Source organism: Corynebacterium oculi (genome assembly GCF_001412105.1).
GTDB lineage: Bacteria > Actinomycetota > Actinomycetes > Mycobacteriales > Mycobacteriaceae > Corynebacterium > Corynebacterium oculi.
The window spans coordinates 439,723-454,064 of record NZ_LKST01000002.1 but is presented as its reverse complement, the minus strand read 5'-3'; the positions used below and the strand labels follow the sequence as shown (position 1 = coordinate 454,064).

Here is a 14,342-nt window from a genome sequence, read left to right as displayed (position 1 = left end):
AGGGCCGCAGGTTGGGTACGCCCGCCGGCGGCCCTTTTCTTATGCTTATCGACGGGGGATTCTGTGATATTTGCTGGTGAGCCTTTGGCTTTCGCGCCGAACCAGGTAAGGGAATCCCAGCGAATCTATGTGGGGTGCCTCCGATCATCAAGAACTGCGGAGGTGGAGCGGGGTATTTAAGTATTTATTCTTTGCCGCTTTCTGGTGAGACTCCGAACCGAGTGGGGTATTACCTCATTTCTGCGGCGTAGTGGTAAAGCCTTATGATTTGTGGCTAACCCTACCCCTCACGCCCGGGAAACCCCCGAGCGCACCTCGGAGTAATCGCTAAAGCGGGCCTGAACCTTATCAATGGCCACGCCCACCAGCGCCCCCAGCGTGAGCCCCAGCGCCAGGCCCACCAGGGGATAATCCTGCACCACGTAGCCGCCCAGGTAGCCCACAAATCCCGCTTGGACGGCCCAGATGATGACGCCGATGGTGTCAAAGAAGAAGAACTTGCGCCACGGGTAGCGCATGGAGCCCAGGGAGAGCGTGAGCACCAGGCGGCCCCAGGGGATGAAGCGGGCGATGATGATGGTGAATCCGGCGCGTTTTTTCATGTTGGCCGATACCCAGCGCATGGAGGCCGCGAGTTTGCTCTTGGGTGGGGCGGAGCGGATGAATTGCACGAAGCGGGTGCCCAGCAGGTAGCACACGTTATCGCCGATCATGGCAAATACGATGCCCACGGTGATGATGCCCCAGATATTGGGGCTGCCGGTGCTGCCTGACCATGCCCCGGCCATGGTGAGAATGGATTCGCTGGGGAAGAAGGGTATGAGGCAGTCCAGGAATACCATTGAGGCGGTGAGGGGGTAGAACCATGCGGAGGCCATGAAGAGTTCTATCCATGCCTCGATCTGGTGTGTCATTCACCACCTCCGGGAGTAGTTGCCGGGAAACCGTCACCACCGAGCCCCGTACAGGGGGCGCTCGTTATAGGTGGAGTCTAGTAGGTTTTGGGTCACGGTACCTGGCAGCGCTTGTGCGAGGTGGGGAGGGTGCTGAGAGGGCGTATACTTGTTTACATGGGTGTGGTTATTTCTCTGCGGGTTGATGAACAGCAAAAGTCACGGTTAGATGCGCTGGCCCAGTCCACTGGAAGGCCAGCGTCTTTTTATATCCGGGAGGCAGTGGATCGGTACCTTGATGAGCAGGAGTATGTCTATGGCCTAGAGGCTGAGGCTGAGGCGATCCGTCGTGGTGAGGTAGAGACGGTTTCCTTGGAGCAGCTTGAGGTGGAGTGTGGCCTGGAGGGTTGAGTTTAGCCCTAAGGCGGCCAGGGCCTTCCGTAAGCTCGATAAGCCTGTGCAGGTTCGGATACGTGATTTTCTGCGTGGGGTAGAAACCTTGAGCGATCCCCGTGCGCGAGGGAAAGCATTGGTGGCTGGACGCGCTGGTCTGTAGAGGTGGCGGGTAGGGGATTATCGCCTTGTTGCGGACATCCTGGATCACAAGGTGGTCATTGTGGTGGTGGAAGTTGGGCATCGGTCAAGCGTCTACTGAGATTAGTCCCCATCCCCGCGCGTAACCGCACCATTAAATACTGTGGGCGGTGGCTGTGTACGGTGTACGTGTAGTAGTTATTCGTTGCGCGAGGGAAGGGATGTACTCCCGTGGCAGGTACTGAGGGGCCGGGCGTGAAGCGCTTGGTCATTGTGGAATCGGCAACTAAGGCGAAGAAGATTCAGCCTTATCTGGGCGATGATTACATCGTTGAGGCGTCGGTGGGCCATATCCGTGACCTGCCTCGGGGTGCTGCGGATGTTCCTGCCAAGTATAAGAAGGAGCCGTGGGCGCGTTTGGGGGTGGACACGGAGCATGGTTTTCGGCCGCTGTACGTGGTGAGCGCGGATAAGAAAAAGAAGGTGGCGGATCTGAAGGCCAAGCTCAAGCTCGTGGATGAGCTTTTGTTGGCCACGGACCCTGACCGCGAGGGGGAGGCTATCGCGTGGCACCTGTTGGAGGTGCTTAAACCTAAGGTTCCGGTGCGGCGCATGGTGTTTAATGAGATCACCAAGTCCGCGATTCTCGCGGCGGCGGAGAATACCCGCGATCTGGACGATAATTTGGTGGATGCGCAGGAGACGCGCCGTATTCTTGATCGCCTGTACGGCTATGAGGTTTCTCCGGTGTTGTGGAAGAAGGTCATGCCGAGGTTGTCGGCGGGCCGGGTGCAGTCTGTGGCCACGCGGGTGATTGTGGAGCGCGAGCGCGAGCGCATGGCTTTTACCTCGGCGGAGTATTGGGATGTGGCGGCCACGATGGATACCGGCGTGGCGCAGTCTGATCCCGATAACCCGCGCGAGTTTGTGGCGCGTTTGTCGCGTTTGGGTGGCAAAAAGGTGGCGCAGGGGCGTGATTTTAATGATGCTGGTGAGTTGAAGGGTTCCGCGAAGTCGGGGCTGGTGGTCGTCGATAAGCGGCGCGCCGAGGCCCTGGCTGCGGAACTTTCTGGGGCCACCGCGCGCGTGACGGACGTGGAGGAGAAGCCTTATACGCGCCGCCCGTATGCGCCCTTTATGACCTCCACGTTGCAGCAGGAGGCCGGGCGTAAGTTGCATTACACCTCGGAGCGCACCATGCGCATTGCGCAGCGGTTGTATGAAAACGGCTTTATTACGTATATGCGTACGGATTCTACGTCGCTGTCCGCGCAGGGTATGCAGGCGGCGCGGGAGCAGGCCCGGGAATTGTATGGGGAGAGTTTTGTGGCTTCTTCCCCGCGCCGTTATGACCGCAAGGTGAAGAATTCCCAGGAGGCGCACGAGGCGATCCGCCCCGCCGGCGAGCGCTTTGCCACCCCCGGCCAGTTGCATGGCCGGTTGGACGCGGAGGAGTACAAGCTCTATGAGCTAATTTGGCAGCGCACCGTGGCCTCGCAGATGGCGGACGCGAAGGGGACGTCGCTGAAGGTAACGCTGCTTATCGACGCCCCCACGGAGCAGGCGGAGTTCGCCGCCACGGGGCGCACCATCACGTTCCCGGGTTTCCTGCGGGCTTATGTGGAGAGCACCCAGCTTGCCGACGGTCGCGACGTGGCCGATAACGCCGAGCGACGCCTCCCACGCCTCACCGAGGGCGATTCCCTCACCGCGGCAAAGCTCAGCGCGGACGGGCACGCCACGAACCCTCCGGCTCGGTACACCGAGGCTAGTTTGGTGAAAAAGATGGAGGAATTGGGCATTGGTCGCCCGTCCACGTATGCCTCCATTATTAAGACCATTCAGGATCGCGGTTATGTGATGGTGCGCGGTAACGCGCTGGTGCCCAACTGGGTGGCGTTTGCCGTGGTGGGGTTGCTGGAAAATAATTTTTCCGCCCTGGTGGACTATGATTTCACCTCTTCCATGGAGGACAAACTCGACGATATTGCCACCGGCTCCGAACATGGTGTGGATTGGCTCACGAGTTTTTACTTTGGCAACCTTGAGGCGGATCAGGATATCGCGGATGCCATTGCGCGCCGCGGCGGCCTAAAAACCCTGGTGGGGGAGAACCTTGAGCATATCGACGCCCGCCAGGTGAACTCCCTGCACCTATGTAACGATGCCGAGGGGCGTCCTATTTATGTGCGGGTGGGACGCTACGGCCCCTACATTGAGCGACAGGTGGGCACCACCGCCGAGGGGGAGCCCGAGTATCAGCGGGCCAACCTCTCCGTGGATACCACTCCGGAGGAGCTGACCCTGGAGATGGCGGAAAAGCTCTTTGCTACCCCGCAGGGTGGGCGGGAACTAGGCGTTAACCCCGCCAACGGGCGCGTCATCGTGGCCAAGGAGGGGCGCTATGGCCCTTATGTGACCGAGCAACTCCGGGAGGACGAGCAGGAGCACGCCGAGGCCGAAGCGGAGAAGATCGTGGCCGCCGAGCGCGCCGAGGAGGATCGGCAGCGCGCCGAGGAGGGCAAGCGGGCGAAGAACTGGGAGACCAAAACCGCCGCCAAGCAGAAGGAAAAGCGCATAGCGGCCCTGGTGGAGGAGTCCCTGAAACCGGCCACGGCCTCACTCTTTTCCTCCATGGAACCCGGTACAGTGACGTTAGAACAAGCGCTCCAGCTGCTTTCCCTCCCGCGTGAGGTGGGCGTAGACCCCGCCGATGGGGAGGTGATTACGGCGCAAAATGGCCGGTATGGGCCTTATCTCAAGAAGGGGTCTGATTCCCGCTCCCTGGCGAGCGAGGCCCAGATCTTTAGCGTGACGCTGGACGAGGCGCGGCGCATCTACGCCGAACCCAAGCGCAGGGGCCGTGCCGCGGCCAAGCCGCCGCTGAAGCAACTAGGGGACAATGACGTCTCTGGGCGTCCCATGAGCATCAAGGACGGCCGCTTTGGGCCCTACGTCACGGATGGGCAAACAAACGCCTCTCTGCGCCGAGGAGACACCCCGGAGACCATGACGGACGCGCGTGCCAACGAGCTGCTCTCCGAGCGGCGGGCCAAGGAGGCCACCGCAGCGCCAAGGCCGAGGAAAAAGCGCGCAAAGGTATAGTTCTGCATAAAAAGGTAAATGGCCCTGGGGCGAGCGGAGGACGGGGGAGGCGCCATTTGTTTACCACTCCGTAACTATGGCGTTACCAGGGCTTTATCTCACCTTCCAAAGTTGATGAGAGTGCTCCTGAGAGTATTTTCAGCGGTTGTCTAGACTCTTGAGACTTGCTAAAGTTCAGTATTTCCTGGGTCTAGTGTCTCTTCTGGCGCTGTCCCGCAGAGCTTCAACGGAAAGGAAGGTTCGTTGATGAAGAAGTTCCTAGCAGGAACGCTAGCGGCGGCCATGTGCATGACTGCTGTGCCCGCTGTGGCTAGCGCTTCCGATAATCAAACCAAGATCAGCAAGGCGCAGTGCAAGGCTGCATTCGCCGCCGTGGAGAGCGGCGGCGAGCTGCCCGACCCCAGCCTGCTGCGCCTGGAGCAGTACAACCGGATGGTGGTGACACCCTGGAGGTGTACTACGGCGACACGCAGTTCGGGGCCGCCGTGGACAAGGCCATTGAGAATTGGACTGAGGCCTCCAACGGTGCCATCAAGATCGTGAAGGTGGATCAGCCCACGGAGCACTCCATCGAGATCGTCGATCGGTACTCCGGTAACTTCGGCCAGTTCACCCTGACCCCCTCCCCGCGTCTGTACCTGAGCAAGAACAGGCTCAAGACTGCGGACATGGCCAACCAGGCCTTTGTAGTGGGGCACGAGCTGGGTCACGCCATGGGCCTTTCCCACGGCTGTGATGACACGATCATGCGCGATCTGCGTACCTTCGGAACTTCCTCCCTGGTACCGACCGCCGTGGACGTTGCCGCTGTGCGTCAGGGCAACTTCTAAAGAAGCCTGACGCAGCGTGGTGGTTGCTTTAGGGCAACCACCAAAGTTCTTTTCTATTATTTGTAGATAGGTTTCCCATAAGGAAAAGTATGAAAGTGATGACAAGAGCGGGTAAGGGAGCGATCGGTGTTCTGATCGCCTTCTTTGCCTCGCTTGCCTTAATACTTGGGGTTGTTCAGCCAGCTCCTTCATCGGCCTCTCCAGGCACCGGTGAAGAGGTGGAGATCACCCCTGAAGTTGTTCAATCTGGTACTTTTGCCGCTCTGAAGATCAATGACACGCTGGGTTCCGGCTGGTGTATTGACTTGGGCTTCCCCACGCCCGAGCAGCGGCCGAATCTTTTTAAGGATGCCACGCCTAAGAAGCTTACGCATGTGGCTAAGATCAGCACGGATTACTCTTCGAGGAACATTGAAGAAGTACCGTTTGAGGGGCATCAGCGCGATGCTGCCATTAACGTTCTTAAGAACCTTAAAAAGGCTTACGACGATCAGGACACTGAGTGCGCTGACGTACTGAACGTTGCGCTTCAGCTTATTCTTACCAGCTCGATTGGTCGAGCTGCGGGGGAGATGACCTCGTATTCGCCTGAGATGCTGGCGAAGATTGATTCTGCCCTGAAGGAACTTGCTGGGTATGAACTTTATACGGATCAAGTTGGCCGACAGCTGATTAGAGAAGTTTCTGGTTCGAATATTCCTAAGGCCAAGGATTCCGAGTATATTACGGTTATCGCCCCCGATAACTACGACATTCTGAAGGGCCCCACGAATCAGTCTCAGTGTATCGTTCCCATCGATCAGCCTGGTTTGGATGGCAAGCCGGAGGAGCCGAGCTCGGAGGAGACCACTCCTGCTGAGCCGACGACGCCGGTAACCTCCGAGCGTCCCGCCCCCAAGTCTCCGAAGATCGGCACCTCTGCCGAGTTCGCTGATGATGCGACGGCTGGTGCGACGGTTAATGACACTGTGTCGTATGAGGATTTGGTGCCGGGTAAGCAGTACACCCTGGAGGCGGAGTTGGTGGATAAGGCTGATGCGTCGAAGGTGCTGGGTTCTGGTTCTGCTGAGTTCACGGCGGATGAGTCTGGTAAGGGCTCTGTTGTTGTGCCGATTAAGGTCAATGATGATGTGACGGAGCCTGTTGAGGCTGCGGTGGCGTTTGAGACTTTGAAGTCGGATGATGAGGAGGCTCAGGCGAATAAGGCTGAGGATTTGCCGGAGGGTTCTGTCCCGGAGGTGATTGCTGAGCATAAGGACATCAATGATGAGGCTCAGACGGTTGAGTCTGCTGAGGATCAGCAGGGGAAGATTGAGCTGAAGAAGTACATCGGTACGCAGGAGTTTGCTGGTGAGGAGAAGCCGCAGGATCAGCCGGGTGCTGATGGTGTGGTGGATGCTCAGACGGCTGATTCTGCGTTTGTGGCTAAGACTGCTGGTGATGAGCTCACTGTGACGTTTGCGGTGAAGAATACTGGTGCTCTTGATCTGAAGGATGTGTCTGTTGCTGATGCGTTGATGGAGTCGGATACGGCGGGTATTGAGCCGGGTTCGATTTCTCCGGAGAAGCAGGACATTAAGGTTGGGGAGACGAAGTTCTTTACGGCGAAGATTGCTGCGCCGGAGGCTGGGAAGTTGCATGCTGACCAGGCGAAGGCGGAGGGTACTCCTGTTGACGAGAGCGGTAAGGACGTGCCGTTTGTTGATGAGGATGGTAAGCGTCACGAGCCGGGTGATAAGGTTACGTCGAATGAGGATCCTGCTCATGCGGTGACGCCGGAGCCGGCGAAGTCTGCGGATATTTCGTTGAAGAAGTACATCGGTGCGGAGACGGAGATTGCGTCTGTGGAGGCTGCTGAGGGTCTGAATGATTCTCAGACGGAGGATGCTGCGCATGAGGCGTCGAAGGCTGATGAGGATCTGACTGTTGCTTTCGTGGTGGAGAACACCGGTGAGTTGGATCTGGCTGATGTGACGACTCCGTCGGATGAGGCTATTTTGGCGGCGTTTAAGAACGCTGTTGATGGCTCTGAGGCTGGTATTGATGCTGGTACTCCGCAGGTGACTAATATTCGGGTTGCTGATTTTGCTGGTAATGCGGATAAGCAGAAGTTGCTGAAGCCGGGCGAGAAGGTTGTCTTTGTTGGTGATTTGAAGGCGCCTGCTGCTGGTGATTTGCATGCTGATAAGGCGAAGTCCACGGGTACGCCGGTGGATGAGTCTGGTGAGCCTGTGAAGTATGTGCCGGTGGATGATGAGGGTAAGCCTGTTGAGGCTGAGGCTGGTACGCCGGTGGAGTCGCAGGAGGATCAGGCTCATGCGAAGACCCCGGAAAACGATCTGGAGCCGGAGATTGCTACCTCGGCTTCTGTCGATGAGAACTCCAAGGTTGAGGCATTTGGTTCTGATGAGGACCAGGTTGTCTACGACACCGTGAGGGTGGAGAACCCTCGTTGAGGGTGCCGCCTACACGCTTGATGCGCAGCTGATGAAGAAGTCTGATGCTTCTGAGATCAAGGGCGCTTCCGCGACCAAGGAGTTCACGGCTTCCGAGTCTGATCTGTCTGCCTTCGTGAAGAACGAGGATGGCTCTGTTTCTGGTGAGGTTGTTGTGGAGATTCCGCTGCCGGCTGGTTCGCTGACCGGTGGGGATTCTCCGGTGGCCTTTGAGGAGCTGACCTCGATGGTGGTGGATGCTAAGGGTAATGAGACCCCGGATGCGTCTGCTCCGAATGCGATTGCTGAGCACAAGGACATCGAGGATGCCGCTCAGACGGTGACCTACGAGGCGCCCCAGGGTGAGCCGAAGTTGGAGTTGAAGAAGTACATCAATGACAACGACGCTCAGGATTGGGATGCTGCTGAGGAGTTGGAGCCGGGTGAGAAGGCTACGGTGAAGTTCGTGGTCACCAACACCGGTGAGGTGGATCTGTTTAACATCACGCTGTTGGATGAGACGGTTGAGGGTGTTGGCGAGGTGGAGAACATCACGCCGAAGCAGATTGATCGGTTGAATGTTGGTGAGTCTGCTGAGTTCACTGGTGAGCTGACGTTGCCGGAGGCGAACCAGGAGCACAAGGATGTTGCTAAGGCTGAGGGTGTTCCGCCGAGCCCGGAGAATCCGGATGAGCCTGGTGTGGATGAGCCGAAGGTTCCGTCTAATGAGGACCCGGCCCACGCTAAGACCCCGAAGCCGGAGGACAAGCCCGAGCCTGGCGAGCCCAAGCTTGAGCTGAAGAAGTACATCAACGGTGATGATTCGCAGACTGCGGAGAAGGCCGTGGAGGCTTCCAACGCTGGTGAAGAGCTCGAGGTTACCTTCGTGGTGAAGAACGTTGGCGGCGTGGACGTCTTCAACGTCACGGTGGAGGACAGCCTGCTGGATTCCGATGAGTCCGGCGTGAAGGTTGAGGACCCGAAGCCCGCCACGGATGCTGACGCCAAGAAGGCTGAGCGCCTGAAGCCGGGCGAGGAAGTGACCTTCGCGGGCACGATCCCCGCTCCGGAGGCCGGCAAGCTGCATGCTGATCAGGCGAAGGCCAAGGGTGTGGCTCCGAACCCGGAGAACCCGGATGAGCCTGGCGATACCCCGGTGGAGTCCAACGAGGATCCCGCCCACGCCAAGACCCCGAAGCCTGGCGAGGAGCCGGAGAAGACCACCGAGCCTGCTAAGCCGGGCAAGGAGGTTGCCCCCAAGCCCAAGCCGGGTGAGCCGGAGCCGAAGATCACCACGGACGCAGCGATCGAGGGCAATGGTCCTCTGGTTGCCGGCGCCACGGTGGTGGACACGGTGAGCTTCACCGGCCTGGTCAAGGGCAAGAAGTACGAGCTGGAGGCGGCGCTGATGTGCAAGGCTTCCGGTGAGTCCACGGGTGCCACGGCCAAGGTGGCGTTCGTGCCGCAGGTTGCGGACGGTCAGGTTAACGTGCCGATTGCGGTCACGGATGCTGATTGCTCCGAGCAGGTGGCCTTCGAGACCTTGCGCAACAGCGAGGGTGAAGTGGTGGCTGTTCACCACGACATCAACGATGCTGCTCAGACGGTGACCGCTGAGGACGTTCTGAAGCCTGCGCCTTCCCCGGAGACGGTGGAGAAGAAGCGGGATAAGAATGTCACCGTGGTGACCGAGAGTGCGCCTGAGGTGGGCAAGGCTGTGGCGCCGAAGACGCCGCGCCGCTCCATCAAGGCGATCCCGTCCGGTTCCCTGGTGCTTGAGGAGGGCATGCCCTCCCAGATCTAGGGGATTGTGATAGCGGGTCGTGAGGCCCGTGAGTAAGGGGTGTCCTGCCCGGTGTGGGTAGGGCACCCCTTCGCCTATGCTTGGGTTCTCTCGCCGTTGCTGAGCCAGGGGGCACTTTGGCAGTCTGGATGAGATGAACAGATGAGGAACCCCCTCGGTGGTGAAGCCAAGGGGGGGTAATTAGCTGGGCAGGTGGGAAATCGCGTCAGCGATACCCAGGCGAGCTAAGAACCGTCGCATGGAGTTGCTTGCTCCCGCGGCGGTTTTCTCGGCATAGATTGTGAAGCGTAATCCTGGTAGATGCCTCGCCGGTGCCCGGCACGGACAACGGATACTAGTAAATGACCCGATAGTTACCGACGCGGATTCTCCACGCGGTCCTTGTTCCAGTGATTTTTCTTTAGAACCCGGTCACGTGCTGGGGCTAAAAGTTTTTTGTTTGCCGGGCGGCAGCGGTGGTGAACTCGATTCGGTACATCAGGGGATAATTTCCGCTTGGAGCTCCTTGAAAGAAACGCGGGTTCCGTCATCCTCCGCCTTGGCCCGGTGGTATGCGATGAGGTTTTGTTCTGCTTCAAGGTACCTCCAGGGCCTCAAAATCAGAGACGCTGACTGCCACGGCGGCTAGTTTTCCGTGGTGGGTGATTCCGGAAGCTGGTTGCGGAGTTCGCGCGTGATTTTATGTCCCACCCACCAGCGTGGCCGCGTGCTCGCGCAGATACTCCCGGAGGCCAGGGAGTGTGAACTCAATACGTCCGGTACCGGCAGCGCGGATAACACCGGCTTCTATGAGGCGCTGGCGATACACCGAGGTGTAGTTCTTTTCCACTCCCATGCGAGCGGTGATATCACTAACCCGGGAAGAACCGGAGTCTTGTGCCATGTGGAGGAGAAAGGTCTTGTCCACGGCGGAGAGGTCTCGCAGGGAGGTGGCGTGGACGAGGTTTCCCAGGCGGCGCCGTGCGCGCTCGATGCCCTGCCGGGCATCGGCAGTCTCGATGGTGGCGTCAGAGGACTCTCTCCAGGTGTTGTGCCCCACCAACTGAATCATGAAGGGGTACCCCTCGGTGGCTGTCACGCAGAGTTCTAGGGCCTCGGGGGTGATAGTTTTACCGGAAGCCTCAAACGGTTCGGCGAGCGCCGCATGGACGTCGATAAGCGAAACATTATCCAGCTCTATGCGTTCGGCTCGGCGCAAGAAGGTGAGCACGGAATCGTTGAGGAGATCGGAGATAGCGCCGGGAAGTCCCGCCAGGATAAGCGCAAAGGGGCGCTGTTCGCGCACGAGGTGTTGAGAGAGTGCCCCGAGTTGACGCAGTTCCTCTTTATCGGCCCCGTGGACCTCATCGACGGAGATGACCAAGCCCACCCCGCGCTGTTGAAGATCCGCGAGTAATTGGGTGGTGGACTGCCGTAAATCTGTTTCTATCCGAGCGGGGTAATCCAGGTTAATGCCCCCGATGGGGGTGTTGATTCCGGAAATCCTTGGGGCGGCAGAACCCTGGGTGGTGGAGTGAAGTTCCTCTACGCCAAAGTAAAGCCGGTCGAGGAGTCCCGGGGTGGCAGTCTCAGAAAGGTGTAGCCACCCTTCCGATCGCGCTACATCTTCGAGGGCATTGAGCATCACGGTTTTTCCGGTGCCCCGCGGCCCGGTGATGAGAGTGAGAAGGCCGGGGGCGCCGGGGCCGTCGATAAGCGATTCACGGAAGTCTGCGGCCTCCTCATCTCGTCCTACTAGGAGGGGCGGGGTGGCTCCGGCGGTGGGGGTGAAAGGGTTACGCGCGGGGGTCATGCCAGAGATTTTATACTCTTTTATACTCTTTATACTTTTGGTTCCCTACCCACTCTTCTTGCCCGTCCAGCGGTACAACCCGGTAACCAAGGCCGCAAAGACCAGCAGACCCACCCACTGACCGGCGGCCTCGTACCCCTCGGGGAATATCCCCAGCGGGGCGGCCTTGCCGGTGGCGGCGATGATTCCCGCATGCAACACCCCAAAGAGGCTTTCGCCCACGATCAACCCGGTGGCCATGAGCACGCCCATGCGGGTGGCCTTCTCAGGCTGTGCGCTGCGGGCGGCGCGTCGGTTATACAGCGCGCCAATCACGCTGCCCACCACGATCATGAGAGTCAACCCCATTGGCAGGTACATGCCCATGCCCACGGCCAGCGGCGGCAGCGCGAGGCGCTTGTGGGAGGTGCGAGTGAGGGTTTCGTCGATAGCAATAATGCCGATGGCGATGAGTGCGCCCAGGCCCACCTTGCCCCAGTCCAGCGAATCCCCGAAGATCCCCTGCGCCACGGAACTCATCAGCGCGGCCTGGGGCGCGGCGAGAGCATCGGGGCCCGCGCCCTCCGCACCCTGGAAACCGAAGGCTTGCAGCATGAGTTGCAGGATCGGCGGGATCACGAGCGAGCCAAAGACCACGCCGATAATCAGGGCCACCTGCTGCTTCCACGGGGTAGCGCCTACCAACTGGCCGGTTTTAAGATCCTGGAGATTGTCATTGGAAATAGTGGCGATGCCAAAGACCACAGCGGCGGTAAACAGCGTATAAGCCACCAAGGCCGTGGGATTGGCTTGAGATTCAGAACCCGTGGCTACCTTAATCAGCAGAGCCGCCGAAAGCACCGTGATGATGCCCATCGAGGAAATGGGGCTATTCGACGCCCCGATAAGCCCCGCCATGTACCCACACACGGCCGCGATAAACAGGCCGGAAATGAGGGTAAAAAGCACGCTGAGCACAATGAGCATGCCCGTGTGGTGCCCTATCTCCGTGCCGCGTAAGAAACTCCACAACAACAAGCCGATGGGGATCATGGATACCGCAATGCTGCCTAGCACCAGCGGGAAGGGAAGATCGCGTTCCGCCAACTCCACCTGCTGCCCGCCCCGGCGAGCGCGGGAAGAAACCAAAGAGGCGCGGATGCCACGGGTAATGGGGCCGATGATCTTGAGCAGCGTCCACAACGCCGCCACCGCCATCGCGCCCGCGCCCACAAAGCGCACATCCTGGCTGAACACGGCGGCTACGGACTCGGAAATATCCCCGCTGGCGGGCACCTCACCCCGGGTGAAGATCGGCATGAGCACCCCGTGGGCGATGAGCAGCCCGGTGAGCATGGCAACCCCCACCGTGAGGCCCACCAGGTGCCCCACGCCGATCAACGCCACAGACAGGCTGCTGCCCACCATCGCTCCGCCGGTGCCCACCCGAAACGCGGTGGCAACCTCGGTGGACACGGCCTTGAGCGCGCCGAGAAGACCAAAAAACGCCGAGGCTACCGCGCCGCCCAGGATCACACGCAGGCCACGGCGGTTCTCCTCAGCCGAGCCGGTCTCATCGCCCACACGCAGCACCTCGGCGGCGGCCACGCCCTCAGGGAAGGGGAGATCGGATCCGGTGACCAGCGCGCGGCGCAGCGGAATGGAATACATCACGCCCAGCACGCCGCCGATCATGCACACCAGCAGGGTGGTCCAATACGGGAAACCCTGCCACCACCCCACCATCACCAGGCCGGGCAGCACAAAGATGATGGCGGAGAGCGTGCCCGCCGCCGAGGCGATGGTCTGTACGATGTTGTTCTCCACCACCGTGTGCTGTGCAAACCTGCGCAGCACCGCCATGGAGATCACGGCCGCCGGAATGGACGTGGCAAAGGTGAGGCCCACCTTCAGGCCCAGGTAGACGTTGGCGGCGGTGAAGATCAGGGTGATGAGCCCACCCAGGATCACCGCGCGGAGAGTGAGTTCGCGCATGGGAGCCTCCCTGCTAGGGGAATAAAAATGATGAGAGGTAGGTTACTCCTGCCTGGCAATGCGAGGGGAGTGGCCCCGGTGGTGTGTGCGTCACAGGGGCTGGTGTGGTGTTGGAAGGTTGCTCGACGATTAGAGAGGGCTTAGACTAAGGTTCATCCTCCGTAACAGAGGGTGGAAATAAGGGAACCCCCACCCGCGGGTCAAGGCAAGTGAGGGTTCCTGGTTTGAGCTGGCTATAGGATCCACAGCCACTTCACGGCTTCGCGAATTGCCATTACGATGCCGTAGGCCGTGGCCCGCTCCAAGATCCGTCGCAGAGATTTCTTGATCTTGCGGCGGGTCTTTTTCTTGGAGATAGACACACCTCTCACCTCCCTTCGTGTGATAGGAGGTACTTTCGGTGGCACCATCCTCACGTGTGGCGAGGATCTACGCCACCGAAGGGAACAGCGTCCATCCCGCTTGCGGGGTCTGGGCGCAAATCATTTTATGGCAGGCAAAATAGTTTGCCAATATGTGGTTCTAGCTGCGGTGAGGGACTGCTAAATGCAACCCCTCCACCCCCAGCAGATACTCCTTGGCCGCGAGACCGCCCGCGTAGCCGCCCAGGGAGCCGTCGGCGCGCAGAACCCGGTGGCAGGGCACCACGATGGGCAGGGGGTTGGTGCGGCAGCCGCTGCCTACGGCGCGCGCCGCCCCGGGCTTTCCCAGCGCGGCCGCTATCTCGCCGTAATGAGAGGTCTGGCCGTATTCGATGCTGAGCAGGTGGCGCTGCACGCGGTGCCTAAATCCGGTGGCCGCGCCCCAGTCCAGCGGCACGGTGAACTCCTGGCGCCGCCCGGCAAAGTATTCCTCTAGTTCTCGCTGCGTCTGTGTCACGATGGGAGAATCGGTGGATTCCCCCGCGCCGAAGAGAATGTGGGTGAGGCCGCGCGGGGAGGCGAGCAGGGTGAGGGGGCCGATGGGGCTGTCCAT

General features: G+C 59.8%; 10 protein-coding genes. 5 read left to right on the top strand and 5 right to left on the bottom strand.

Translation table 11 applies throughout. From position 1 onward, the window contains the following. Positions 1-287 precede the first annotated feature (287 nt). Positions 288-914 (bottom strand): DedA family protein, encoded by a 627-nt coding sequence (locus Cocul_RS06160; RefSeq protein WP_055122403.1) that lies wholly within the window; start codon positions 912-914, stop codon positions 288-290. A 156-nt stretch (positions 915-1,070) separates the two neighbouring features. On the opposite strand from Cocul_RS06160, the gene relB reads away from it, so the two are divergent. From relB to Cocul_RS06135, 5 genes are all read left to right on the top strand, one after another. Beyond that, positions 1,071-1,304: a type II toxin-antitoxin system RelB family antitoxin gene (gene relB / locus Cocul_RS06155; RefSeq protein WP_055122402.1), complete on the top strand. Its 234-nt coding sequence runs from the start codon at positions 1,071-1,073 to the stop codon at positions 1,302-1,304. A gap of 354 nt (positions 1,305-1,658) precedes the next feature. Next, positions 1,659-4,532 (top strand): type I DNA topoisomerase, encoded by a 2,874-nt coding sequence (topA, locus tag Cocul_RS06150; protein ID WP_055122401.1) that lies wholly within the window; start codon positions 1,659-1,661, stop codon positions 4,530-4,532. 452 nt (positions 4,533-4,984) lie between these two features. Further along, positions 4,985-5,362 carry a hypothetical protein gene (locus tag Cocul_RS12830; RefSeq protein ID WP_055122400.1) on the top strand — a complete coding sequence of 126 codons (378 nt, stop codon included), beginning with the start codon at positions 4,985-4,987 and terminating at the stop codon, positions 5,360-5,362. An 89-nt stretch (positions 5,363-5,451) separates the two neighbouring features. Continuing rightward, positions 5,452-7,818 (top strand): VaFE repeat-containing surface-anchored protein, encoded by a 2,367-nt coding sequence (locus Cocul_RS06140; protein ID WP_055122399.1) that lies wholly within the window; start codon positions 5,452-5,454, stop codon positions 7,816-7,818. Between the two features lie 31 nt (positions 7,819-7,849). Then, positions 7,850-9,601 carry a VaFE repeat-containing surface-anchored protein gene (locus tag Cocul_RS06135; RefSeq protein ID WP_055122398.1) on the top strand — a complete coding sequence of 584 codons (1,752 nt, stop codon included), beginning with the start codon at positions 7,850-7,852 and terminating at the stop codon, positions 9,599-9,601. Between the two features lie 679 nt (positions 9,602-10,280). Here the strand turns inward: Cocul_RS06135 and Cocul_RS06130 are convergent. The 4 genes from Cocul_RS06130 to Cocul_RS06120 all read right to left on the bottom strand — a co-directional run bounded on the left by Cocul_RS06130 (position 10,281) and on the right by Cocul_RS06120 (position 14,342). Further along, a complete protein-coding gene (locus Cocul_RS06130) occupies positions 10,281-11,393 on the bottom strand; it encodes an ATP-binding protein (protein ID WP_055122397.1) in 1,113 nt (370 codons plus the stop codon). Between the two features lie 45 nt (positions 11,394-11,438). Then, entirely contained in the window at positions 11,439-13,367 is a 1,929-nt protein-coding gene (locus Cocul_RS06125) for an OPT family oligopeptide transporter (RefSeq protein WP_055122396.1), read from the bottom strand. Positions 13,368-13,600: 233 nt separating this feature from the next. Then, a complete protein-coding gene (locus tag Cocul_RS13005; RefSeq protein WP_281176066.1) occupies positions 13,601-13,729 on the bottom strand; it encodes a hypothetical protein in 129 nt (42 codons plus the stop codon). A gap of 160 nt (positions 13,730-13,889) precedes the next feature. After that, a complete protein-coding gene (locus tag Cocul_RS06120) occupies positions 13,890-14,342 on the bottom strand; it encodes a methylated-DNA--[protein]-cysteine S-methyltransferase (protein ID WP_055122395.1) in 453 nt (150 codons plus the stop codon).

What these genes read in the sequence shown, in the direction of transcription:
- Cocul_RS06140 (WP_055122399.1), top strand. Translation starts at nt 5,452, where the DNA reads ATGAAAGTGATGACAAGAGCGGGTAAGGGAGCGATCGGTGTTCTGATC.
- Cocul_RS06160 (WP_055122403.1), bottom strand. Translation starts at nt 914, where the DNA reads ATGACACACCAGATCGAGGCATGGATAGAACTCTTCATGGCCTCCGCA.
- Cocul_RS06130 (WP_055122397.1), bottom strand. Translation starts at nt 11,393, where the DNA reads ATGACCCCCGCGCGTAACCCTTTCACCCCCACCGCCGGAGCCACCCCG.
- relB (WP_055122402.1), top strand. Translation starts at nt 1,071, where the DNA reads ATGGGTGTGGTTATTTCTCTGCGGGTTGATGAACAGCAAAAGTCACGG.
- Cocul_RS06125 (WP_055122396.1), bottom strand. Translation starts at nt 13,367, where the DNA reads ATGCGCGAACTCACTCTCCGCGCGGTGATCCTGGGTGGGCTCATCACC.
- Cocul_RS06120 (WP_055122395.1), bottom strand. Translation starts at nt 14,342, where the DNA reads ATGGACAGCCCCATCGGCCCCCTCACCCTGCTCGCCTCCCCGCGCGGC.
- Cocul_RS06135 (WP_055122398.1), top strand. Translation starts at nt 7,850, where the DNA reads ATGAAGAAGTCTGATGCTTCTGAGATCAAGGGCGCTTCCGCGACCAAG.